The sequence below is a fragment of the Agrococcus sp. GW821-FHT14H11 genome (assembly GCF_058803545.1).
Genome location: NZ_JBXAPA010000008.1, coordinates 81,873 through 105,753, shown reverse-complemented (window position 1 = coordinate 105,753; position 23,881 = coordinate 81,873). Strand labels below are relative to the sequence as shown.

The following is a 23,881-nucleotide window of genomic DNA, read 5'->3' as shown; positions in this document are numbered from 1 at the left end:
TAGGAGCATGCACGCCCTGACCACCCGCGTCGACCCGTCCTCCGACGAGGCGCGCGCCAACCGCGCCGCGATGGAGCAGCTGGTCGGCGAGCTGCGCGAGCGCCTCGCCCGCGCGGCGCTCGGCGGCCCCGAGGCGTCGCGGCAGCGCCACGTCGAGCGCGGCAAGCTGCTCGCCCGCGACCGCATCGATGCGCTGCTCGACCCGGGGAGCCCGTTCCTCGAGGTCGCGCCGCTCGCGGCGTGGGGCGTGTACGGCGACGCTGCGGAGGGCGAGCCGGGGGATGCGCCGAGCGCGGGCGTCGTCGCGGGCATCGGCCTCGTGCACGGCCGGGCCGTGATGGTGATCGCGAACGACGCGACCGTCAAGGGCGGCACCTACTACCCGCTGACGGTGAAGAAGCACCTGCGGGCGCAGCAGGTCGCGCGCGAGAACCGCCTGCCGTGCATCGCGCTCGTCGACTCGGGCGGCGCGTTCCTGCCGATGCAGGACGACGTGTTCCCCGACCGCGAGCACTTCGGCCGCATCTTCTTCAACCAGGCGCAGCTCTCGGCGCTCGGCATCCCGCAGCTCGCGGCCGTGATGGGCTCGTCGACCGCCGGCGGCGCGTACGTGCCGGCGATGAGCGACGAGACGGTGATCGTGCGCGACCAGGGCACGATCTTCCTCGGCGGCCCGCCGCTCGTGAAGGCCGCGACGGGCGAGGTCGTCGACGCGGAGTCGCTCGGCGGCGGCGTGCTGCACGCCGAGGTCTCGGGCGTCGTCGACCACCTCGCCGACGACGATGCGCACGCGCTCGAGATCGTGCGCGACATGGTGGCGGCGCTGCCGCCCGGCGACCGCGCGGCCGAGGCGGGCGCCGTGCCCGCGAAGGAGGCGAGGTTCGGCTGGTTCGCCTACGCGCCGCTCGGCGCGCTCGACGACGAGCAGGCGCCGGCGGTCGACCCGTCGACCCTCTACGACGCGATCCCGCCCGACCTGCAGACGCCCTACGACGCGCGCGAGATCATCGCCCGCATCGTCGACCGCAGCGAGTTCCACGAGTTCAAGGCCGGCTACGGCGACACGCTCGTGACGGGCTTCGCGCAGCTGCACGGCCACACCGTCGGCATCATCGCCAACAACGGCGTGCTCTTCTCCGAGTCGGCGATGAAGGGCGCGCACTTCATCGAGCTGTGCGACCAGCGGGGCGTGCCGCTCGTGTTCCTGCAGAACATCACCGGCTTCATGGTGGGCTCCGAGGCCGAGCGCGGCGGCATCGCCAAGCACGGCGCCAAGATGGTCACCGCCGTCGCCACCACCCGCGTGCCCAAGCTCACGGTCGTCGTCGGCGGATCCTTCGGCGCCGGCACGTACTCGATGTGCGGCCGCGCCTACGACCCCCGGTTCCTGTGGCTGTGGCCCAACGCCCGCGTGAGCGTGATGGGCGGGCCGCAGGCCGCATCTGTGCTCTCCACCGTCAAGCGCGAGCAGATCGAGGCGCGCGGCGAGGAGTGGTCGGCGGATGCGCAGGGCGAGTTCGAGCGCCCGGTGCGCGAGCAGTACGAGCGGCAGGGCAACCCGTACTACGCCTCGGCGAGGCTGTGGGACGACGGCGTCATCGACCCCGCCGACACGCGCCGGATCCTCGGCATGGCGCTCGACGTCGTGACCGCGGTGCCGCTGCCAGAGCCGCGCTTCGGCGTCTTCAGGATGTGATCGGCGAGATGCCCGAGATGTTCGACACCGTGCTCGTCGCCAACCGCGGCGAGATCGCCATCCGCGTCGCGCGCACCCTGCGCGACCTCGGCATCCGCTCGGTCGCGGTGCGCGCCGATGACGACCCGTCGCCGCACCCGGCCCACTTCGACGAGGTCGTCTCGCTCGGCGCTGGGGCGCTGCGCGACACCTACCTGTCGATCGAGAGGATCATCGAGGCGGCGCGCGCGTCCGGCGCGCAGGCGATCCACCCCGGCTACGGCTTCCTGTCGGAGAACGCGGCGTTCGCGCAGGCGTGCGCGGATGCGGGGGTCGTCTTCATCGGCCCGCCGGCGTCGGCGATCGAGACGATGGGCGACAAGATCTCGGCCCGGCACGCGGTCGAGTCGCGCGGCGTCGCGACCGTGCCCGGCATCGCGGAGCCCGGCCTCGACGACGCGGCGCTCATCGCCGGCGCCGACCGGGTCGGGTTCCCCGTGCTCATCAAGCCCGCCGCCGGTGGCGGCGGCAAGGGCATGTACCGCGTCGACGAGGCGGCCGGCCTGCCCGCGTCGCTCGCCGCGGCGCGGCGCGAGGCGACGTCGTCGTTCGGCGACGACACCCTCTTCATCGAGCGGTTCGTGACCAGCCCGCGCCACATCGAGGTGCAGGTGCTCGCCGACGCGCACGGCACCGTCATCCACCTCGGCGAGCGCGAGTGCTCGCTGCAGCGCCGGCACCAGAAGGTGATCGAGGAGGCCCCGAGCCCGCTGCTCACCGAGGCGCAGCGCGCGGCGATCGGGCAGGCGGCCGTCGAGACGGCCCGCTCGGTCGGCTACGTGGGCGCCGGCACGGTCGAGTTCATCGTCGCGGGCGACCGGCCCGACGAGCCGTTCTTCATGGAGATGAACACGCGCCTGCAGGTCGAGCACCCCGTCACCGAGATGGTGACCGGCGTCGACCTCGTCGAGCAGCAGCTGCGCATCGCCGCGGGGGAGCCGCTCGCGATCGCGCAGGACGACGTGACGCTCACGGGCCACGCGATCGAGGCGCGCATCTACGCCGAGGATCCGTCGGCCGGCTTCCTCCCGACCGGCGGTACGGTGCTCGCGATCGACTGGCCGTACGGCGACGACGTGCGGGTGGATGCGGGGGTCGAGCAGGGCGGCGAGGTCGGCTCAAGCTACGACCCGATGATCGCGAAGGTCATCGCGCACGGCGCGACGCGCGGGCAGGCGCTCGAGCGCCTGCGCGAGGCGCTCGCCGAGACGAGCATCTTCGGCGTCGTCACGAACCGCGGCTTCCTGCGCGCGCTGCTCGACGAGCCGAGCGTGCGGGCGGGCGAGCTCGACACCGGCTTCATCGACCGCGAGGGCGAGCGCATCGCCGCCGAGCGCATCCCGAGCGACGCGCTCGCCGCGGCGGCCGCCGACCTCGGGCAGGCGCTGCCGATGCGGCTCGGCGCCTGGCAGCCCGACGGCTGGCGCATCGGCGGCGCGGTCGGCCGGCGGGCGACGTTCCGCGACGGCGACGGCACCGCGCGCGTGCAGGTGCTGGGGGAGCGCACGACCGTGCGCCGCGCCGACGGCACCGTCGACGAGCTCACGACGCCCGTCGAGCCGTGGCTGATGCGCACCGCCGAGGGCACGTGGGTGCGCACGGCGGAGGGCGACTGGCTCGTCGAGACCCCGCCGCGCACCCGACGCGGGCGTGCCGACGCCGAGCCGAGCCTCGCATCCCCGATGCCCGGCACGGTCGTCGCCGCCCACGCCGCCGACGGCGACCGCGTCGCCGAGGGGCAGGCGGTCGTGAGCGTCGAGGCGATGAAGATGGAGCACGTGCTGCGCGCGCCGGTCGCCGGCACCGTGCACCTGCATGCCAGGGTCGGGGAGCAGGTCGCGCGCGGGCAGGAGCTCGCGACCGTGACGCCCGAGGAGGCATCCGCATGACCGAGACCACAGGCCCCGAGACGCCAGGTGCCGAGACGCCAGGTGCCGAGCGCCGCATCACCCAGCGCGGCCTCTGGTTCGACGAGCTCGAGCAGGGCGTCGTCTACGAGCACCGGCCCGGCCGCACCATGACCGAGACCGACAACGTGCTGTTCACGACGCTCACGATGAACCCGCAGCCGCTGCACCTCGACCGCGCGTGGAGCGAGACGACCGAGTTCGGCGAGCCGCTCATGAACTCGATGCACACGCTCGCGACCATGGTGGGGCTCTCGGTCGGGCAGCTGACGCTCGGCACGATCGTCGCGAACCTCGGCTTCAGCGAGGTCACGTTCCCCGCGCCGGTGCGCCACGGCGACACCATCTACTGCGAGACGCGCGTGCTCGACAAGCGCGCGTCGCAGTCGCGGCCCGGCCAGGGCATCGCCACCTTCGAGCACCAGGCGCGCAACCAGCACGGCGAGGTCGTCGCCCGCGCGGTGCGCAAGGTGCTCATGCAGGGCCGGCCGGATGCGTCGGCCGAGGCGCCGGGGGAGGCCTCGGCGTGAGCGGGGCGCTCAACATGGGCCCCGCGCTGCTGTTCTGCCCCGGCGACCGCCCCGACCGCTTCGGCAAGGCCGCGGCGCGGGCGGATGCGGTGATCCTCGACCTCGAGGACGCCGTGGGGCCCGAGTCCAAGGCCGAGGCCCGCCGGGCGGTGCAGGCCGCCGACCTCGACCCCGCACGCACGATCGTGCGCGTGCAGGACGCATCCGCCGCAGGCTTCGACGACGACCTCGCGGCCGTCGCCGCGTCGCCGTTCCGCACCGTGATGCTCGCGAAGGCCGAGGGGCCCCAGCAGGTCGACCGCGTCGTCGAGGCAGTGCCGGGCGCGCGCGTCGTGGCGCTCGTCGAGACCGCGATGGGGGTGCTCGCGGTCGAGCAGCTCGCCGCGCACGCGGCGGTCGTCGGCCTCATGTGGGGCGCCGAGGATCTCGTCGCCTCGCTCGGCGGCACGTCGAGCCGCGACGATGCGGGCGCCTACCGCGACGTCGCGCTGCATGCGCGCAGCCGCGTGCTCGTCGCGGCCGGCGCCTTCGGCGTCACCGCGATCGACGCGATCCGCACCGACATCGCCGACGTCGACGGCGCGCACGCGGAGGCCCTCGACGCCGCCGCGTCGGGCTTCGGCGCGAAGGCCGCGATCCACCCGAGCCACGTGGATCCGTACCGGCGCGCGTTCGCGCCCACCGAGGCGCAGCTCGACGAGGCGCGGCGCATCCTCGCGGCCGCAGAGGCGACGCCGGGCGTCTTCTCGTTCAAGGGGCGGATGGTCGACGAGCCGATCCTGCGGCACGCCCGCAGCGTCGTCGCTCGGGCGGAGGCGGCCGGCGGCGACGCCGGCGCGCGATAGGAGCGAGTCAGGCGGCGAGCGTCGCGGCCCCCCTCCCGGAGCGGGGCCCGGCCCGCTGGTAGCCTGCCCGCGCATCGAAGGGGGAGCGCTGTGGGGCGTCATCGGAACCGCGCGCTGGAGGCGCGGCACTCGGAGCGCGACCCGTGGCGGCCGCGCGAGGTGAGCTTCGGCGACGACGAGCTGGGCTCGGGCGTCATCGCCCGCCCGACCGCGCACAGCCACGAGCACGGCGACGACCTGCGGGTGAGCGTGCGCTCGCGCGTGGCGCTGTGGGCGGCGCTCGTGCCGATGCTGCTCGCCACGATCGTGGGCCTGTTCGTGCTGTGGCCGAGCGCCGACGCGCTGCCCGACCGGATGCCCTACTTCGGCGAGGGCGCCGGCTCGCTGCACGCGACCTCCGAGGGCGTGCCCGACGAGGCGACCGCGCTCGTGCCCGCGCGCCTCGACGACGGCACCGCCGTGCAGGTGGCGGTGCCGCCCGAGGCGATGGCCGAGATCGGCGACGGCGACCGGATGCGCGTGTTCGACATCCCCGAGGCCGCGGGCTTCGGCTCGACGTACGTCTTCGTCGACTTCGCGCGCGAGATCCCGCTCGCGCTGCTCGCGCTCGCCTTCGTCGGCGTCGTGGTGGCGGTCGCGCGCTGGCGCGGCGTCGCGGCGATCGTCGGGCTCGTCGGTGCGTTCGCGGCGATCGGCGCGTTCACGCTGCCCGCCCTGCTCGCGGGGGAGCCCGCCCTCCCGGTCGCGCTCGTGAGCGCATCCGTCGTCATGTGCATCGTGCTCTACCTCGCGCACGGCTTCAGCACCCGCACGACCACGGCGCTGCTCGGCACGGTCATCGGCCTGCTGCTCACGGCAGGCATCGCGTGGCTCGCGACGTCGTCGTCGCGCATCATGGGCACGAGCGCCGAGGAGTCGCAGATCCTCTTCACGCAGACGAGCGCCGACCTGTCGGATGTGTTCCTCTGCGGGCTCGTGCTCGCCGGCATGGGCGTGCTGAACGACGTCACGATCACGCAGGCGTCGGCGGTCTGGGAGCTGCGCGCGGTCGCGCCGGGCGCGAGCCGCGGCGAGCTCTTCGCGCGCGCGATGCGCATCGGCCGCGACCACATCGCCTCGACCGTCTACACGATCGCGTTCGCCTACGTCGGGGCGGCGCTGCCGCTGCTCATGGTGATGTGGATGACGGATGCGCCGGTCGACGTGCAGCTGACCACCGGCGAGGTGGTCGAGGAGGTCGTGCGCACCCTCGTCGGCTCCATCGGGCTCGTGCTCGCGATCCCCGTGACCACCGGCATCGCCGCGCTCGTGGTGCCCGGCGCATCCGCCGCCCCCGAGCCCGCGCCGCTGGAGGCCCCCGCCCGGGCGTGAGGCCTACGGCTCGCGGCGCTTCGCGGCCGACGCGGCGAACGCCTCGACCTTGGCGGTCGTGCCGTGCACGAGCAGGATGTCGCCGCGCTCGAGCCGCGTCTCGGGGTTCGCGATGACCCAGACGCCGTCGCGTCGCACGGCGCCGATGCCGATGCCGTGCTTGACCTGCAGGCCGAGCTCGCGCAGCGGCACCGCCAGCAGGTCGAGGGGCGTCTCGAGCCGCACGGCCGCGTAGCCGGCGTCGATCTCGATGAAGTCCTCGAGCGCGCCGCGCACCATGTGGGCGACGCGGCGGCCCATGTCGGCTTCGGGCCGCACGACGTGGTGCACCCCCAGCTGGTGCAGGATCAGCGCGTGCCGCTCGTCGAGCGCCTTCGCCCACACCTCCTTGACGCCCACGCGCAGCAGCTGGCTCGTGGTGAGGATGTTGGCGGTGACGTCGGTGCCGATCGCGACGACCACGCGGTCGAAGTCGGCCAGGCCCAGCTGCTCGATGAGCTCGGGGCGGGTGGCGTCGCCGGCGACGACCGCGGTGAGCTCGCCGTTCAGCGCCTGCACGACCTGCTCGTCGCCGTCGATGCCGAGCACCTCGGTGCCGTGCGCCATGAGCTCGAGCGCGAGGGCAGTGCCGAAGCGGCCGAGGCCGATGACGGCGACCGAGGTGGCGGAGCCGATCGTCGACGCGTCGAAGGGGTTGCGGAGCCTAGCCAATGATGGGCCTTTCCTTGGGCAGCTCGTACGCGAGCCTGCGGGGGCGGAGGGCGAGCGCGGTCGCGACGGTGATGGGCCCGACGCGGCCGAGGAACATGAGCAGGATGAGGATCAGCTGGCTCGGGGTGCCGACGGATGCGGTGATGCCGGTCGAGAGGCCGACGGTCGCGAACGCCGAGATCACCTCGAAGAGCACGCGGTCGTGGTCGATGTCGGTGAGCAGCATGATCGCGACGGTGGCGGCGTAGCAGAGGCCGACCGACAGCAGCGCAACGGTGGTCGCCTCGCGGTGCACGGCGCGCGAGAGGCGCTTGCCGAAGACGGTGACGGTGGGGTCTCCGCGCACCTCGGCGATGATGATCGCCGCGAGCACGCCGAACGTCGTGATCTTGATGCCGCCCGCGGTGCCCGCCGGGCCTCCGCCGATGAACATCAGCACATCCATCACGAGCAGCGTCTCGGGCTCGAACGCGCCGATGTCGAGCGCGTTGAAGCCCGCGGTGCGCGTCTGCACCGAGTGGAAGAAGGCGTCGAGGATGCGCGTGCCGGTCGGGTGGGCGCCGAGCGAGCCGGGGTTGTTCCACTCGAGGGCCGCGATGGCGACGGTGCCGACGGTCAGCAGCAGCACCGTGCCGGTGAGCACGAGCCACGTGTGCATCGAGAAGCGGCGCGGGTGCGGCGCGTGCTTCAGGATCTGCATGATCACCGGGAATCCGAGGCCGCCGATGATGGTCGCGGTCGCGAGGGGCAGCAGGATCCACGCGTCGTCGACGAAGCCCATCAGGTTGTCGCTGAAGAGCGCGAAGCCGGCGTTGTTGAAGCTCGAGACGGCGTGGAAGACGCCGAGCCACAGGGCGTGGAGCGGCTCCTCGCCGCGGCCGAGCCAGAAGCGCAGGAAGAGCACGAGCGCGATGGCGCTCTCGACGACGAGCGCGATGGTGCCGATGCTCACGATGAGCCGGCGCAGCTGGCCGATGCCCTCGGCGTGCGCCTCCTGCGCGGTCGTGAGGCGCGAGCCGAGCGTGAGCCGGCGCACGACGAAGATGCCGATGAGGCTCGCGAAGACCATCACGCCGAGGCCGCCGAGCTGGATGAGCACGAGGATCACGCCCTGGCCGAACGGCGTCCAGTAGAGCTCGGTGTCGACGACGGTGAGGCCCGTCACGCAGGCCGCCGAGACGGCGGTGAAGAGCGCCTCGATCCAGGTCGCGCCGCCGTCGCCCTCCTTCGAGATGGGCAGCATCAGCAGCCCCCAGCCCGTCAAGTTGAGCGCGATGAACCCGGCGAAGATGCGCCTGGCGGGGTGTTGTCGCTCCCAGAGCTGGATCAGCCCCGAGCGGGGCGGGCGGGTCGCCTGCACGAGCGACGAGCATACGCCCGCCGATGTGACATCCCGTCACAACGTGTTGTAGAGTTATCGGGTTGCTCCGAGAGCAGCGTGAGGGTCTGTGGCGCAGCTGGTAGCGCACCTGCATGGCATGCAGGGGGTCGGGGGTTCGAGTCCCCCCAGATCCACCAAAACCCCCGGCCAGACGGGGGTTTTCGTGTATCCCGGGCGTGTCGAATCTGCGTGGTCTTCACATTGCAGCCACGAACTTCGGGGAGACGCTGGAGGTACTGCCAACGTGTCCCGGTTGGTCCCAGACAGTACCGGCCAGTTCCGGCTGCGAGAGTTCGCACCGGGCGGGCGACCTGGGCCGGCTATGTAGCTGCGGTGACGAGCAAGTCGACCTGTTCGGGCACTCCCGGTGTCCTGCTCAACGAGCGGGAGGTTGCTGTCGCTATTAGCGTCAGCGTTAGGACGTTGCAGTACTGGGGCCAGCGCAATGAGGGCTCGCCGTTACTGCGCGTGGCCCGCCACGTTCGCTACCGTGCCGGCGACGTCGCCGCGTGGCTGGAGCAGCGCCGTGGGTAGGCCGCCGCTCGCCCCGGGCGGCTGGGGCGCAATCCGGCCCTGCCCGCTCGAGGACGGCCGCACCAAGGCGCACGGCCGGTACCGCGCCGCCGACCGTGGCTACCACTCGCGCGAGGCGACCGGGCCTGACAGAGCCGTCGAGCGGGCGCGGCACATCCCGCTCGGTCGTGGTCAGGGTGCGCATCGCGGATAGATGAAGGGACGCTCGCCGCGTTCACAGGAAATGAGAGAAGATCCTAGGCTCCGAGTCGATAGATGACCTACGCTGACCTAATGGTGACTAGGGTGCAAGCCGAACGGTTTGCGACGTACTTAGAGCGGTTTGACCGAGCCGCAACGCGGCGTCATGAGAAGGCCGCTCAGGACCTGCGTGACGCTGAAGCCGAAGCTGCCTTTGACCGCGTTCTCCTGGCCCATCAGCGGAAGATGCGCGCCGCAGGAGAGCAGCGCATTGCAGAAATTGTACGCCCCCTGGCGGACAGCGAAGCGGTGCCACTGCTCGTCCAGGCGAACTTGGATGACCTTTGGGAACGATCGGTGCAACAAGTGAGCGAGGTGCTGTGCGCGGCAGCACTTGCTTCCGAGAGACGGCCACAAGCAGTTCCAGGACCCCTCTACCTAGACCAACTTTGGACGAATGTCTACTTCGCGCTTGGCCAGCAGGTCGCAGTCGCGATGATTTCGGATTCATACGCATCTCCGACCGATCAGTTGGGTGGCTCAGCCACAGAGGGTGAGTCGCTGGGTGAAGTAGTTGAAATGCTGGAGCGTTTCCGTGAATCGGCCGCACAGCAGTCAGAGGAGCGTCGCGTCGCATTGTTGGAGGCCTCAAGCCACCACGACGCGGGCGAAGCTGACCGACTCAAGGACGGCCTGTGCAACCTTGACGGCCAAGAAGCTATCCTCGACGAAATCCTGCAGATTGCGAGAAAGGCTGAGTCTGATCCGGGTGTTCCTGTTCATCAAGTCGTTCTGGACGTCCAGGAACTGTTGGCATTCGCGCAGCTCCAACGAGACGCTTGGGCCAAAGAGTTCCAAGCGGCGCTGGCAGTGCGCGACGTTGACCGTGCGGAGTGCGCCAACGAGCTCTTGAACTCCGCGAACGGGCAATCGCTGATGGCGGATTGGGCGAGAAGCGTTATGGACGCGGTCGTCAGTCGGCCAGTAGTCGCCAACGAGCCGCCGTCGCACGCCATGTCCGGATTCAGGCGGTTCTTCTCGCGCCCGGCTTCACGCGATGCTTGAAGCTGGTTGCGATGATCTCGCCGGTGAGCGCGGGAGTAGCCGTAGGTGGCAGCAGCGGCCGACACTGAGCTGCCCATCCACGTAGAGGCCATCCGCGTCCGGCACGAGCACCGTCACCGACCGGCCCTCGCGCTTCACGTGGCGAGCGACGTGGCGGCCACCGGTGCGGCTGAATGGACGCCCACGCGTGAGCCAGCGCGGCGAGGTCGCGATGTCCCCGCCCCCGGATAGATTCGAAGCATTCCCTCCCGAGGGCGGCCGACGTGCGCACCGCGCAGGAGACAACGATGACCCCGACCACCAAAGAGGCGCAGCGAGCTGAGCTGCACAAGACGATCTGGCGCATCGCCAACGACCTGCGAGGCAGTGTCGACGGGTGGGACTTCAAGGGCTACGTGCTCGGCATGCTGTTCTACCGCTTCATCTCGGAGAACCTGACGAGCTACCTCAACGAGCAGGAGCGCGCGGCAGGCGACGACACCTTCGACTTCGCGCGCCTCACCGACGAGAGCGCCGAGTTCGGGCGGCGAGAGACGATCGCCGAGAAGGGCTTCTACATCCTTCCGAGCCAGCTCTTCGTCAACGTGCGCCGCTGGGCGGCGAAGGATGAGAACCTCAACGAGACGCTCGCCCACGTCTTCCGCAGCATCGAGGGGTCAGCGACCGGCGCCGACAGCGAGGCCGACCTCAAGGGCCTGTTCGACGAGATCGACGTCAACAGCCAGAAGCTCGGCCCCACGGTGGCTAAGCGCAACGAGAAGCTCGTGAAGCTGCTCGACGCGATCGGCGACCTGCCGCTCGGCTCGTTCGATGCGAACACGATCGACCTCTTCGGCGACGCGTACGAGTACCTGATGCAGATGTACGCCTCGAGCGCCGGCAAGTCGGGCGGCGAGTACTACACGCCGCAGGAGGTCTCCGAGCTGCTGGCGCGCATCACAGTGGTCGGCAAGACTGAGGTCAACAAGGTCTACGACCCGGCGTGCGGCTCTGGCTCGCTGCTGCTGAAGTTCGCGAAGGTGCTCGGCAAAGAGAATGTGCGGCAGGGCTTCTTCGGCCAGGAGATCAACCTGACCACCTACAACCTCGCGCGCATCAACATGTTCCTGCACGACGTGAACTACGAGCAGTTCGACATCGCGCACGGCGACACCCTCATCGACCCGGCGCACTGGGGCGACGAGCCGTTCGAGGCGATCGTCTCGAACCCGCCCTACTCGACGAAGTGGGAGGGCGACGCCAACCCTCTGCTCATCAACGACCCGCGCTTCGCCCCGGCCGGCGTGCTCGCGCCGAAGTCGAAGGCCGATCTCGCCTTCACGATGCACATCCTCAGCTGGCTCGCGGTCAACGGCACGGCGGCGATCGTCGAGTTCCCCGGCGTGCTCTACCGCGGGGGCGCCGAGCAGAGGATCCGCAAGTACCTGATCGACAACAACTATGTGGATGCGGTCATCCAGCTGCCGCCGGATCTCTTCTTCGGCACCACGATCGCCACCTGCATCATCGTGCTGAAGAAGTCGAAGACCGACGACGCGGTGCTCTTCATCGACGCCTCGGCCGAGTTCGTGCGGGGCGGCAACAAGAACAAGCTGACCGAGCCGAACCAGCAGAAGATCCTGGATGCGTTCACCGACCGGGAGAGCATCGACCACTTCGCGACGCTGGTCACCAATGCCGCGATCGCCGAGAACGGCTACAACATCGCGGTCTCCTCCTACGTCGAGCAGAAGGACACCCGCGAGGTCGTCGACATCACTGCGCTGAACGCCGAGATCGCCCAGATCGTCGCTCGGCAGCAGGAGCTGCGCGTCGCGATCGACGCGATCGTCGCCGACCTGGAGGGCACTGGGGACGACGCTTCGGAGATGTCAGCGGCCGATGGTTCCCTCCGCCCATGACGCAGATCGAGTTCTACCAGTCCGCAGACGGAGCCGTGTCGCTGGAGGTGCGCGCCGACGGCGACACCGTCTGGCTGAGCCAGCAGCAGATCGCCGAGCTCTTCGAGACGACGCAGCAGAATGTCAGTTCGCACCTCCTCAACATCTACGAGGAGGGAGAGCTCGACGAGGGGGCAACTCACAAGGATTTCTTGTCAGTTCGTCAGGAGGGCTCCCGAAGCGTCAGCCGATCGGTCGCGCATTACAACCTCGATGCCATCCTCTCGGTCGGCTACCGCGTCAAGAGCAAGGTGGCGACCCAGTTCCGCGTATGGGCGACCGCGCGCCTGCGTGACTACCTCGTGCAGGGCTACGCGATCAACGAGCAGCGGCTCGAGCAGCTCGGCTCGATCGTGCGCATCCTCGCCCGCTCGAGCGACGAGCTCGTCGCCGGCGTCGCGGACGTGCTCGCCGACTACGTGCCGGGACTCACGCTGCTGCGGGACTACGACGAGGGCAACCTCGATGCGCGGCCGACCGCCGTGCCGGGTTGGGAGCTGACGATCGACGAGGCGCGCGCGGTGATCGCGCGGGTGGCCGCCGAGTTCCCCGGCGACACGCTCATCGGCAAGGAGCGGGGAGAGGCGCTCGCCGGCGTCGTGGCGACGATCTACCAGGGCTTCGGCGGCCAGGACCTCTACCCGACGGTCGAGGAGAAGGCAGCCAACCTGCTCTACCTGATCGTGAAGGACCACCCGCTCTCCGACGGCAACAAGCGCAGTGCAGCCGCATTGTTCGTGACCTTCCTCGCGCGCAACGGCATCCTGCAGGCCGCTGATGGCAGCCCGCGCATCTCGAACAACGCGCTCGCCGCGATCACGCTCATGGTCGCGATGAGCGACCCGAAGGAGAAGAACCTGATGATCGCGCTGCTGGTGCGGATGCTTACGGAGCGTGTTGCGTGAGCCGGATCGACGAATTGATCGCGGAGCTGTGCCCGGCCGGAGTTCGCCATGCGGCGCTCGGCGAAGTGGGAAGCTTCATCCGCGGCAACGGCATCCAGAAGAAGGACTTCACAGAGTCCGGTGTCGGCTGTATCCATTACGGACAGCTCTTCACGCACTTCGGCCTCGCGGCGACGGAGACGAAGTCATTTGTGAGTCCAGAACTGGCTGCTCGTTCGCGCAAGGCGATGCCCGGCGACCTCGTCATCGCAACGACGAGCGAGAACGACGAGGATGTCTGCAAGGCCGTGGCGTGGCTCGGCGCTGAGCCGGTGGCAGTGAGCAGCGACGCCTTCATCTATCGGCACTCTCTCGAGCCGAAGTTCGTCTCCTACTTCTTCAACTCGCGGTCGTTTCAGGATCAAAAGCGCCCATTGGTCTCGGGCACAAAGGTGCGACGCGTGTCCGGAGAAGCCATGGCAAAGATTCGCATTCCCGTCCCGCCTCTCGAAGTCCAGCAAGAGATCGTGCGCGTATTGGACAAGTTCACGGAGCTAGAGGCGGAGCTAGAGGCGGAGCTAGAGGCGGAGCTAGAGGCGCGACGCGTGCAGCATGGCCATATCCGCGCGAAGACGCTCGCGCCAGCACAAGGTGTCGACTCGGTGCCCCTGTCGCCGTTGGTCAATTATGTGCGCGGCGTGACTTACAGCAAGGCGGATGAGCAACCTCACGGACCCGTTCACGTACTGAGGTCGAACAACATCACGTTGGAAGCGAATGCACTAAACTTTGCGGACGTGAAACGTGTCGCCCCAACCGTGCGAGTGCGACCCGACCAGAGGCTTCTCCGTGGAGACATCCTCATCAGTGCGGCCAGCGGCAGCGTCGCTCACGTTGGCAAGGTCGCCTATTCGTATACAGACACCGAGTACGTCTTCGGTGGCTTTATGGCTGTTGTGCGCGTCAAAGAGGGTTTAGACTCGCGCTACCTGTTCCATCTGCTCGCCGATCAGGCATTCTCTGTCTACTTGCAGGAGAACTTGACGTCCACGACGATTAACAATCTGAGTTCGACGCTGTTGGGCGCATACCGCGTCCCGCTTCCGTCGATGGAGGAACAACAGAGGATCGCCGCCCTCCTCGACCGATTTGATCTCCTCGTAAATGACCTGTCGAGCGGTCTGCCAGCGGAGTTGACGGCTCGGCGCAAGCAGTACGAGCACTACCGGGACCGCCTGCTCACGTTCAAGGAGCTCGCGGCGTGAGTGACGCATCCGCCATGCGGTTCGAGCCGATCGCCGTCAGTGCCGAGAGCACCGTCGTCGCGGAGTTCGTCGCCGATCCGGCGGCGTCGACGGCGTACCAGTCGGAGTCGGAGCTCGAGCGCGAGCTGGTGCGGCTGCTCGAGGAGCAGGCCTACGAGCGGCTGACGTTCACGACCGAGGCCGCGCTCATCACCAACCTGAGGGTGCAGCTCGAACTGCTCAACGACATCCGCTTCTCAGACACCGAGTGGCACCGGTTCTTCTCGACGCGCCTCGCGAGCGAGAACGACAGCATCGCCGAGAAGACGCGGCGCATCCACGAAGACCACGTGCAGCTGCTCGAGCGCGACGACGGCACGAAGAAGAACGTGCGGCTGATCGACAAGCAGCACATCCACGCCAATCGGCTGCAGGTGATCAATCAGTACGAGGTGGATGGCGCGAGAGCGAACCGGTATGACGTGACCGTGCTCGTCAACGGGCTGCCGATGGTGCACATAGAGCTGAAACGGCGCGGCGTCGACATCCGTGAGGCGTTCAACCAGATCGACCGCTACCAGCGCGACAGCTTCTGGGCGAGCGCTGGGCTCTTCGAGTACGTGCAGCTGTTCGTGATCTCGAACGGCACCCTCACGAAGTACTACAGCAACACGACCCGCCGCCAGCACGTGGCCGAGGCGAGCGGCAACCGGCGCGTGCGCAAGACCTCGAACAGCTTCGAGTTCACCTCGTGGTGGGCCGACGCGACCAACCGGCCGATCCAGGAGCTGACCAGCTTCGCCAAGACCTTCTTCGCCAAGCACACGCTGCTCGCGATCCTCACGAAGTACTGCGTGCTCACCGCCGACGGACTGCTGCTCGTCATGCGGCCGTACCAGATCGTCGCGACCGAGCGCATCCTCCAGCGCATCGAGATCTCGACCAACTACAAGCAGCTCGGCACCGTCGACGCCGGCGGCTACGTGTGGCACACGACCGGCTCTGGCAAGACGCTCACGAGCTTCAAGACCGCGCAGCTCGCGAGCAAGCTGCCCAGCGTCGACAAGGTGCTCTTCGTTGTCGACCGCAAAGACCTCGACTACCAGACGATGCGCGAGTACGACCGGTTCGAGAAGGGCGCCGCGAACTCCAACAAGTCCACCGCGATCCTGGCGGACCAGCTCGCAGACCCGGGCGCCCGCATCATCATCACGACGATCCAGAAGCTCTCGAACTTCATCGCCGCCAACAAGGGCCACGAGATCTACAGCGGCCACATCGTGATCATCTTCGACGAGTGCCACCGCTCGCAGTTCGGCGGCATGCACGCCGCGATCACCAAGGCGTTCAAGCGCTACAACCTCTTCGGCTTCACCGGCACGCCGATCTTCGCCGCCAACGCCGGCACCGGCGGCAGTCCGCTGCTGCGCACCACCGAGCAGGCGTTCGGCGAGAAGCTGCACACCTACACGATCGTCGATGCGATCAGCGACAAGAACGTGCTGCCCTTCCGCATCGACTACGTCAACACGGTGAAGCTGCCCGAGTCGCTCACCGATAAGCAGGTCGCGGCCATCGACACCGAGCGCGCGCTGCTCGCACCCGAGCGCATGCGGCAGGTCGTGTCGTACGTGCTCGAGCACTTCGACCAGAAGACCAAGCGGGCCGACCACTACTCGCTCGCCGGCAAGCGCGTGCGAGGCTTCAACTCGCTCTTCGCGACCTCGTCGATCGAGGCTGCGAAGCGCTACTACGGCCAGTTCGCGCTGCAGCAGCGGCATTTGCCGCCCGAGCAGCAGCTGAAGGTCGGGCTGATCTACAGCTACGCCGCGAACGAGGCGGTCGCCGACGGGCTGCTCGACGAGGAGGGCTTCGAGACGGACGCGCTCGACAAGAGCTCCCGCGACTTCCTCGAGGACGCGATCCAGGACTACAACGACATGTTCGGGATGAGCTTCGACACGTCGTCGGAGCAGTTCCACAGCTACTACAAGGATCTCTCGCTGCGGCTCAAGAACCGCGAGATCGATGTCGTCATCGTCGTCAACATGTTCCTGACCGGCTTCGATGCCACCACGCTCAACACGCTCTGGGTCGACAAGAACCTGCGGGCGCACGGGCTGATCCAGGCCTACTCGCGCACCAACCGCATCCTCAACTCGGTCAAGACCTACGGCAACATCGTCAGCTTCCGCGACCTCGAGGAGGAGACGAACGACGCGATCGCCCTCTTCGGCAACGAGGAGGCCGGCGGCGTCGTGCTGCTCAAGCCCTTCGCCGAGTACTACGACGAGTACGCCGAGCGCGTCGACGGGCTGCTGGAGTCGTTCCCGCTCGGCACGCCGATCGTGGGGGAGTCGGCGCAGAAGGCGTTCATCGCCGCTTTCGGGGCGATCCTGCGGCTGCGCAACATCTTGCAGGCGTTCGACGAGTTCGTCGGCAAGGAGATGCTCACCGCTCGGCAGGTGCAGGACTACCAGAGCGTCTACCTCGACCTCTACGCGGAGTTCCGGCGCGAGGCGGAGGCCGACAAGGAGTCGATCAACGACGACGTCATCTTCGAGATCGAGCTCATCAAGCAGGTCGAGATCAACGTCGACTACATCCTGATGCTCGTGCAGCGCGCCCGGGAAGCCGGCGACGGCGACGACATCGAGATTCGCGCCGCCATCACCCGCGCGATCGACGCGAGCCCGTCACTGCGAAACAAGAAGGATCTCATCGAGGCCTTCGTCGACTCGCTCTCGGTCGACGGCGAGGTCGATGAGGAGTGGCGCGCCTTCGTAGCTGCGCAGCGCACGGCGGAGCTCGAGTCCATCATCGCTGCGGAGGGGCTGCGCCCGATCGCGACTCGGAGCTTCATCGATGCGGCTTTCCGGGATGGTGCCATCCGCACGGCCGGCACCGTGATCACGACGGTGCTGCCGCCGGTCTCGCGCTTCGCAGCCGACGGCGGCCACGCCGAGAAGAAGCAGCGCGTGCTGGGTCGCCTCGTGCAGTTCTTCGATCGCTTCTTCGGCTTGGGGTAGTCCCCCACGCGTGAAGCTCCGGCACGCTCGGTTCACCTAACCCACCCCGGCGGGACGGCCGCACGACAGTTACGGTTCAACCCGGCTGGAGAGTGTCGGCGGGTGCCCACCGCCAACCCGCATCGTCAGCGCCAGCGGCGCCGCGATGCGCTCGTCTTCCTGGCGTTCGCGGGGCCGAACCTGCTGCTCATCGCCGCATTCGTCTACTACCCGCTGCTGAGCAACGCCTACTTCTCGACGCTCAACTGGCGCATGGGCGCGACGAGCGCCACGAGCGCCGGCATCGACAACTACATCCGCCTGTTCACCTCGCCGCAAGGTGCCGAGATGTGGCGCGTGACCATCACGTTCACCGTCGTCACGGTGGTCGCCTCGATGGTGCTCGGGCTGCTCGTCGCGCTCGCGCTCAATCACCGCATCCCGGGCGTCACCGCCGGCCGCACCGCGATCTTCTCGCCCTACGTGCTCTCGGGCGTCGGCGTCGGCATGGTGTGGAACTTCATCTTCGACCCGCAGCTCGGCGTGCTCGGCCACGTGCTGCGCGCCTTCGGTGCCCGCTCGCCCGAGTGGTACCTCGACGCCGACCTCGCGCTCGTCATGGTGATCATCGTCTACGTCTGGAAGCACCTCGGCTTCTGCGCCGTCGTGTTCCTCGCCGGGCTGCAGTCGATCCCGAGCGACCTCATCGAGGCGGCCCGCATCGACCGCGCCGGTGCGCTCACGCGCTTCTTCAAGCTCACGCTGCCGCTGCTGTCGCCGACCGTCTTCTTCCTGACGGTGACGACCATCCTCAGCTCGATGCAGGCGTTCGACATCCTGAAGATCATGACGCCGTCGGGGAACGGCACCAACACGATCGTCTTCGAGCTGTTCCTGCAGGGCTTCGGGCCGTACCAGAACGCCGGCTACGCCGCCGCGATCTCGGTCGTGCTCTTCGTCGTGCTGTTCGCCATCACCGCCTTCCAGATGCGGTTCGTCGAGCGGCGGGTGCACTACGCATGAGCTCCACCCATCTCGCCGACTGGCGCCAGGCGTTCTCCCGCCGCAACCTGCTCGCGACCGTGCTCGGCGGCTACCTGCCGATCCTGCTCGCCGTCGCGATCATCGTGCTGCCGCTGCTGTGGATGGCGATCGCCTCCTTCAAGCCGCCCGGCGAGATCATCACGACGCAGCCGACGCTCTGGCCGCAGGAGCCGAGCCTCGACAACTACCGGCACGTCGCCGACACCGTGCCGCTGCTCACCGTGCTGCGCAACAGCCTGGTCGTGACCATCGTCGGCTCGGCCATCAAGGTCGTGCTCGCCATCACGACCGCGTACGCGCTCGTCTTCGTCGACTTCCGCTTCGCGCACGCGGTCTTCATCGCGATCCTCGTCGCGCTCATGGTGCCGCCCGAGGCGGCGCTGCTGCCGAACTACATGACCATCTCGGCGCTCGGCGGGCGCAACACGCTCTGGGGCATCATCCTGCCCGGCCTCGGCACGGCGTTCGGCACGTTCCTCCTGCGGCAGCAGTTCAAGACGCTGCCGAAGGATCTGCTCGAGGCGGCCAAGCTCGACGGCGCCGGCCACCTCAAGCGCCTCTGGCGCATCGTCGTGCCCGTCTCGGCGCCGACGATCGCGACCGTCGCGCTCGTGACGATCGTGGGGGAGTGGAACAGCTTCATGTGGCCGCTCATCATCACCGACTCCGTCGACACGATGACGCTGCCCGTGGGCCTCAACCTCCTGCAGTCGATCGAGGGGCAGACCGGCAGCTACGGCTACCTCATGGCCGGCGCCGTGCTCGTCATCGTGCCCGTGCTCGTCGTCTTCGCCGCCCTGCAGCGCTTCATCGTGAGCGGGCTCACGCAGGGCGCCGTCAAGTGAGCCTCCCTGACCGACCACAGACCCACCACCACCGAGGAGCATCCATGTCCCACCGCATCCGCCAGACGCGCGCGAAGCGCGTCACCACCACCGTCGCGGCGCTCGGCGTCGCCGCGCTCGGCCTCACGGCCTGCGGCCCCGCCGTCGGCGCGACCGACGCCGACGCGGCCGCCGAGGTCGACTGGGCCTCGGTCGAGCCGGCCGAGTCGATCAGCTTCTGGACCAACCACCCGGGCGGCTCGCAGGAGATCGAGCAGCAGCTCGTCGACGGCTTCACCGAGGAGACCGGCATCGAGGTGGAGATCGTCACCGCCGGCGCCAACTACGAGGAGGTCTCGCAGCGCTTCCAGACCGCGCAGACCTCGGGCGACGTGGGCGACCTCGTCGTGATGTCGGATGCCACCTGGTTCACCAACCACGTGAACGGCTCCCTGCTCGCGCTCGACGACGCCTTCGCCGCGGCCGGCGGCGACACCAGCACCTACAACGAGACGCTCTTCGACGACTACCTCTACGAGGACGCGCACTACGCGGTGCCGTACGCCCGCTCGACGACGATCTACTACTACAACGCCGACCACTACGCCGAGGCGGGCCTCACTGAGGCGCCCACGACGTGGGAGGAGGTGCGCGAGCACTCGCTGGCGCTCGTCGACGCCGGCGTCACCGACACGGCGTTCAGCTTCCCGCCCGCCGAGGACTACCCGGCGTGGATGATGAACAACCTCGTCTGGGGCTACGGCGGCGGCTGGTCGGACGAGTGGGACGCGAGCGCGGTGACGAGCGAGGGCACCGTCGAGGCCGTGCAGTTCGCGCAGGACGCGGTGCAGGACGGCTGGGCGAACGTGTCGAGCGGCTCGCCCGCCGACGACTTCGCGGCCGGCGCGACAAGCCAGTTCATCGGCTCGACCGGCTCGCTCGGCGGCGTCACCGAGACGGCCGGCTTCGAGGTGGGCGTCGCCTTCCTCCCCGGCGGCCCCGTCGAGCAGGAGCTCGTCGTGCCCACCGGCGGTGCCGGCGTCGCGATCTCGGCCGCCTCGACGCCCGAGGAGCAGCTCGCCGCGGCGATGCTCGCCGACCACCTGACGAGCGCCGAGAACACCGTCGCGTTCTCGAGCCAGACGGGCTACATGCCGGTGCGCTCCGACGCCGACGCGAGCGCGCTGTATGCCGAGAACCCCAACTTCGAGGTGGCGGTCGAGCAGCTCGAGAGCCGCACGCGCACGCAGGACTACCTGCGCGTGTTCCTCCCCGGCGGCGACCTGGCGCTCGCGACCGCGCTGCAGCGCATCCTCACCACCGACGCCGACGTGGAGGAGTCGCTCGCGGCGCTCCAGGCCGAGCTCGAGGGCCTGTACGAGAACGACCTGCGGCCCCAGCTCGAGGGCTGACGACCGCACCTCACGGAAACGGATCACCATGGTCAACGTCTCGCTGCACGACGTCACGCTCACCTACCCGGGCGCCTCGAGGCCCTCGATCGACGCGATCGACCTCGAGATCGAGCACGGCGAGCTGCTCGTGCTCGTCGGCCCCTCGGGGTGCGGCAAGTCGACGACGCTGCGTGCGCTCGCCGGGCTCGAGTTCCCCGACACGGGCAGCATCGCCTTCGGCGACCGCGACGTGACGGGCCTCGACGGCAGCCGGCGGGACGTTGCCATGGTGTTCCAGAGCTACGCGCTCTACCCGCACATGACGGTGGCCGGCAACATCGAGTTCTCGCTGAAGAACGCGAAGGTGCCGGCCGCCGAGCGGCAGCGGCTCGTCGCGGAGGCCGCGGGGCTGCTCGAGCTGGACGAGCTGCTCGACCGCAAGCCGCGCGAGCTCTCGGGCGGGCAGCGGCAGCGCGTCGCCATGGGCCGCGCGATCGTTCGCCGCCCCGCGGTCTTCCTCATGGACGAGCCGCTGTCCAACCTCGACGCCAAGCTGCGCGTGCAGACGCGCGGCCAGATCGCGGCGCTGCAGCGCACCCTCGACGTCACCACCGTCTACGTCACCCACGACCAGACCGAGGCGATGACGATGGGCGACCGCGTCGTCGTCATGAACCACGGCCGCATCGAGCAGGTCGGCACGCCCCGCGAGCTCTACGACGAGCCCGAGACGCTCTTCGTCGCCGGCTTCATCGGCTCGCCGCAGATGAACCTCGTCGAGGGGACGTGGTCGGATGCGCAGGGCGCGCAGGTGGGCGGGCTGCGGCTGCCGTTCCACCCGTCCCGGCCGCACTCGGGCACCGCGCTCACCTACGGCATCCGCCCCGAGGACCTCGAGATCGTCGCCGAACCGGGCGACGACGCCTCGCTCGTGCGCATCGCGGTCGAGCTCGTCGAGGAGCTCGGCTCCGACACCTTCGTCTACGGCTCCGGGCACGGCGCGCGGTGGACCGCGCGGCTGCCGAAGGGCGCCCGGCCCGCGATCGGTGAGCGGCTCGCCTTCGCCGTGCCGCCCTCGAGCGTGATCGCGTTCGAGCCCTCCTCCGGGCACCGAGTGCGCTGACGCGCGGCCCGTCGCGCCGGAGCGGCGCGGAACTCGCGCCGCGCGGCCGACGCAACGGGTGTATGTTGCGGAGATGGCGCCGATCCGAGTGGGCCTCGTGGCGGACCCGGCGTCGCCGACCATCGTGGCGCGCCGCATGACCGACCTCGTGCCGCCCGGCAGCGACGACCGCGACGGGTGGGACATCGAGCTCCTCACGACGCCGTTCACGCTCGGCTCGGAGGCCGTCGACACCGCGCTGGAGAGGCTGCGCACCCTGCGCGACAGGAGCGAGTGGGATCTCGTGATCGGGGTCACCGAGCTGCCGCTCCGCGACGACGACGGCCGCTACCTGCTCGCGGCGGTCGATCCGCGGCAGCAGTCGGCGGTGCTCTCGCTCCCCGGCCTCGGGGGGTTCCGCATCCAGAGCCGCGCCCGCCGCACGGTGCGCCGGCTCGTCAGCGGCATGGCCGAGACCACCGAGACCGACGGGCACCGCGTGCGGCTGCCCGGCCTCAGCGGTCGCGGGCGCGTGCTCCTCGGCATGGTGCTCGCCAACCGGCCGTGGCTGCTCGCCGCGGGGCTCAAGTCGGCGCTCGTCGCGGCCCTCGCGACCGGCGCGGTCGCGACCGTCGAGCCCACCTTCTGGATGCTCGCCGCTTCGCTGTCGGGCTGGCGGCTGTGGCTCGCGACGATCGCGTCGATCGCGATCGTCGTCGCCTGGATCGTGATCGACGGCGAGCTGTGGGATCGGCCGGAGGACGACTCGCCGCAGGCGCGGGACCGCTCCCGGCTCTACAACACCTCGACGCTGCTGACGCTGACGGTCGGGGTCGTCATCTGCTACCTGGCCCTGTACGTCGTCAACCTGCTCTGGGCGCTGTTCGTGCTCGACCCGGCCGTGACCGACGGCTCGATCGAGTTCGCCGACATCTTCGTGCTCACGTGGTTCGTCGCATCCGTGGCCACGCTCGGCGGCGCGCTGGGCACCGGCCTGGAGTCCGACGAGGCGATCCGCGCCGCGGCGTACTCGAAGCGCGAGGAGGAGCGCCGCGCCCGCCTGGCGGACGAGCGGGCCCAGGAGGCGGGCGCGGGCTGAGCTGCGGCGCGCGGCCCACGCGGACGCTCCGCTGCGCGCACGGGAGCGGGTCCGCAGGGTGGTGGTCGACGGCGCGGGCCGATGCGAGGGGGATGCGATGGAGCAGCGACGGCTCGGACGGACGGGGCGCAGCGTCTCGGTGATCGGCCTCGGCACCTGGCAGCTGGGCGCCGACTGGGGCGAGGTGCGCGAGGACGACGCGCTCGACGTGCTGCGTGCGGCGCACGACAGCGGCGTGCGCTTCTTCGACACCGCCGACGTCTACGGCGACGGGCGCAGCGAGCGACTCATCGGCGCCTTCCTGCGCGAGCTCGGCGACCACGACGTGGTCGTCGCGACGAAGGCGGGCCGGCGGATGCCGCAGCTGCCCGAGCACTACACGCTCGACAACCTGCGGGCGTGGACCGATCGGTCGCGGCAGAACCTGGGCGTCGAGCGGCTCGACCTCGTGCAGTTGCACTGCCCACCGAGCGCGGTCTACGAGAGCGACGCGGTGTTCGACGCGCTCGACGTGCTCGTCGAGGAGGGGCGTGTCGCGAACTACGGCGTGAGCGTCGAGACCCGTGCCGAGGCGCTCGCCGCGATCGCCCGCCCGCACGTCGCCTCGGTGCAGCTGATCCTGAACATGCTGCGGCTCGCGCCGCTCGAGGCGGTGCTGCCGGCGGCGGCCGCCGCGGACGTCGGCATCATCGTGCGGGTGCCGCTCGCGAGCGGGCTGCTGTCGGGGAAGTACGACGAGCGCACGACCTTCCCCGAGGACGACCACCGCACCTACAACCGGCACGGCGAGGCTTTCGACGTCGGCGAGACCTTCGCCGGCGTGCCGTTCGAGACCGGCCTCGAGGCCGTGCGCCGGCTCGCGGCGCTCGTGCCCGAGGGTGCCACGATGGCGCAGCTCGCGCTGCGGTGGATCATCGACCAGCCGGGCGTCAGCACCGTGATCCCGGGAGCGCGGAACGCCGAGCAGGCGCGCAGCAACGCGGCGGCGGCCGATCTGGCGCCCGTGCCCGCGAGCGCGCTCGCCGAGATCGAGGCGGTCTACGAGGAGCTCGTCGCGCCGCACGTCGCCGACCGCTGGTGAGG

Annotated in this window: 18 protein-coding genes and 1 tRNA gene; 17 read left to right on the top strand and 2 right to left on the bottom strand. The window is 69.5% G+C overall.

The features are described 5' to 3' along the window. Positions 1 to 7: 7 nt before the first annotated feature. The 5 genes from AC1RNL_RS10400 to AC1RNL_RS10380 all read left to right on the top strand — a co-directional run bounded on the left by AC1RNL_RS10400 (position 8) and on the right by AC1RNL_RS10380 (position 6,388). A complete protein-coding gene (locus AC1RNL_RS10400) occupies positions 8 to 1,696 on the top strand; it encodes a carboxyl transferase domain-containing protein (protein ID WP_492935163.1) in 1,689 nt (562 codons plus the stop codon). A gap of 17 nt (positions 1,697 to 1,713) precedes the next feature. Then, positions 1,714 to 3,624, top strand: coding sequence for an acetyl/propionyl/methylcrotonyl-CoA carboxylase subunit alpha (locus AC1RNL_RS10395; protein ID WP_492935210.1), 1,911 nt, complete (start codon positions 1,714 to 1,716; stop codon positions 3,622 to 3,624). Beyond that, on the top strand, positions 3,621 to 4,172 hold the full coding sequence (locus AC1RNL_RS10390; RefSeq protein ID WP_364197598.1) for a MaoC family dehydratase: 552 nt from the start codon (positions 3,621 to 3,623) through the stop codon (positions 4,170 to 4,172). The genes AC1RNL_RS10395 and AC1RNL_RS10390 overlap by 4 nt, the downstream gene beginning before the upstream one ends. 14 nt (positions 4,173 to 4,186) lie before the next feature. Further along, the gene (locus AC1RNL_RS10385) at positions 4,187 to 5,017 is read left to right on the top strand and encodes an HpcH/HpaI aldolase/citrate lyase family protein (RefSeq protein WP_492935209.1); all 831 of its coding nucleotides are present in this window, start codon (positions 4,187 to 4,189) and stop codon (positions 5,015 to 5,017) included. Between the two features lie 90 nt (positions 5,018 to 5,107). Continuing rightward, complete coding sequence (locus AC1RNL_RS10380; protein ID WP_492935162.1) at positions 5,108 to 6,388, top strand: YibE/F family protein; 1,281 nt, start codon at positions 5,108 to 5,110, stop codon at positions 6,386 to 6,388. Between the two features lie 3 nt (positions 6,389 to 6,391). Here the strand turns inward: AC1RNL_RS10380 and AC1RNL_RS10375 are convergent, their stop codons facing one another. Next, positions 6,392 to 7,099 carry a potassium channel family protein gene (locus AC1RNL_RS10375; RefSeq protein WP_492935161.1) on the bottom strand — a complete coding sequence of 236 codons (708 nt, stop codon included), beginning with the start codon at positions 7,097 to 7,099 and terminating at the stop codon, positions 6,392 to 6,394. After that, positions 7,092 to 8,459 carry a TrkH family potassium uptake protein gene (locus AC1RNL_RS10370; protein WP_492935160.1) on the bottom strand — a complete coding sequence of 456 codons (1,368 nt, stop codon included), beginning with the start codon at positions 8,457 to 8,459 and terminating at the stop codon, positions 7,092 to 7,094. Before AC1RNL_RS10370 ends, AC1RNL_RS10375 begins: the two co-directional genes overlap by 8 nt. Positions 8,460 to 8,541: 82 nt before the next feature. On the opposite strand from AC1RNL_RS10370, the gene AC1RNL_RS10365 reads away from it, so the two are divergent. The 12 genes from AC1RNL_RS10365 (at position 8,542) to AC1RNL_RS10310 (ending at position 23,879) form a co-directional block, all read left to right on the top strand. Further along, positions 8,542 to 8,617 (top strand) — tRNA-Ala (locus tag AC1RNL_RS10365). A gap of 652 nt (positions 8,618 to 9,269) precedes the next feature. Further along, positions 9,270 to 10,259 carry a hypothetical protein gene (locus AC1RNL_RS10360; RefSeq protein WP_492935159.1) on the top strand — a complete coding sequence of 330 codons (990 nt, stop codon included), beginning with the start codon at positions 9,270 to 9,272 and terminating at the stop codon, positions 10,257 to 10,259. A gap of 287 nt (positions 10,260 to 10,546) precedes the next feature. Further along, positions 10,547 to 12,160 (top strand): type I restriction-modification system subunit M, encoded by a 1,614-nt coding sequence (locus AC1RNL_RS10355; protein ID WP_492935158.1) that lies wholly within the window; start codon positions 10,547 to 10,549, stop codon positions 12,158 to 12,160. Beyond that, positions 12,157 to 13,104 carry a virulence RhuM family protein/type II toxin-antitoxin system death-on-curing family toxin gene (locus AC1RNL_RS10350; protein ID WP_492935157.1) on the top strand — a complete coding sequence of 316 codons (948 nt, stop codon included), beginning with the start codon at positions 12,157 to 12,159 and terminating at the stop codon, positions 13,102 to 13,104. The genes AC1RNL_RS10355 and AC1RNL_RS10350 overlap by 4 nt, the downstream gene beginning before the upstream one ends. Then, on the top strand, positions 13,101 to 14,348 hold the full coding sequence (locus AC1RNL_RS10345) for a restriction endonuclease subunit S (protein ID WP_492935156.1): 1,248 nt from the start codon (positions 13,101 to 13,103) through the stop codon (positions 14,346 to 14,348). Before AC1RNL_RS10350 ends, AC1RNL_RS10345 begins: the two co-directional genes overlap by 4 nt. Further along, positions 14,345 to 17,356 carry a type I restriction endonuclease subunit R gene (locus AC1RNL_RS10340; RefSeq protein ID WP_492935155.1) on the top strand — a complete coding sequence of 1,004 codons (3,012 nt, stop codon included), beginning with the start codon at positions 14,345 to 14,347 and terminating at the stop codon, positions 17,354 to 17,356. Before AC1RNL_RS10345 ends, AC1RNL_RS10340 begins: the two co-directional genes overlap by 4 nt. Positions 17,357 to 17,458: 102 nt before the next feature. Continuing rightward, complete coding sequence (locus tag AC1RNL_RS10335) at positions 17,459 to 18,358, top strand: carbohydrate ABC transporter permease (protein ID WP_492935154.1); 900 nt, start codon at positions 17,459 to 17,461, stop codon at positions 18,356 to 18,358. Beyond that, positions 18,355 to 19,224, top strand: a complete 870-nt coding sequence (locus tag AC1RNL_RS10330; protein ID WP_492935153.1) for a carbohydrate ABC transporter permease — start codon at positions 18,355 to 18,357, stop codon at positions 19,222 to 19,224. Before AC1RNL_RS10335 ends, AC1RNL_RS10330 begins: the two co-directional genes overlap by 4 nt. A gap of 44 nt (positions 19,225 to 19,268) precedes the next feature. Further along, positions 19,269 to 20,615, top strand: a complete 1,347-nt coding sequence (locus tag AC1RNL_RS10325; RefSeq protein WP_492935152.1) for an ABC transporter substrate-binding protein — start codon at positions 19,269 to 19,271, stop codon at positions 20,613 to 20,615. Positions 20,616 to 20,643: 28 nt separating this feature from the next. After that, on the top strand, positions 20,644 to 21,720 hold the full coding sequence (locus AC1RNL_RS10320) for an ABC transporter ATP-binding protein (RefSeq protein WP_492935151.1): 1,077 nt from the start codon (positions 20,644 to 20,646) through the stop codon (positions 21,718 to 21,720). A gap of 73 nt (positions 21,721 to 21,793) precedes the next feature. After that, on the top strand, positions 21,794 to 22,798 hold the full coding sequence (locus AC1RNL_RS10315) for a hypothetical protein (RefSeq protein WP_492935150.1): 1,005 nt from the start codon (positions 21,794 to 21,796) through the stop codon (positions 22,796 to 22,798). Positions 22,799 to 22,895: 97 nt separating this feature from the next. Continuing rightward, positions 22,896 to 23,879 (top strand): aldo/keto reductase, encoded by a 984-nt coding sequence (locus AC1RNL_RS10310; protein ID WP_492935149.1) that lies wholly within the window; start codon positions 22,896 to 22,898, stop codon positions 23,877 to 23,879. Positions 23,880 to 23,881 lie beyond the last annotated feature (2 nt).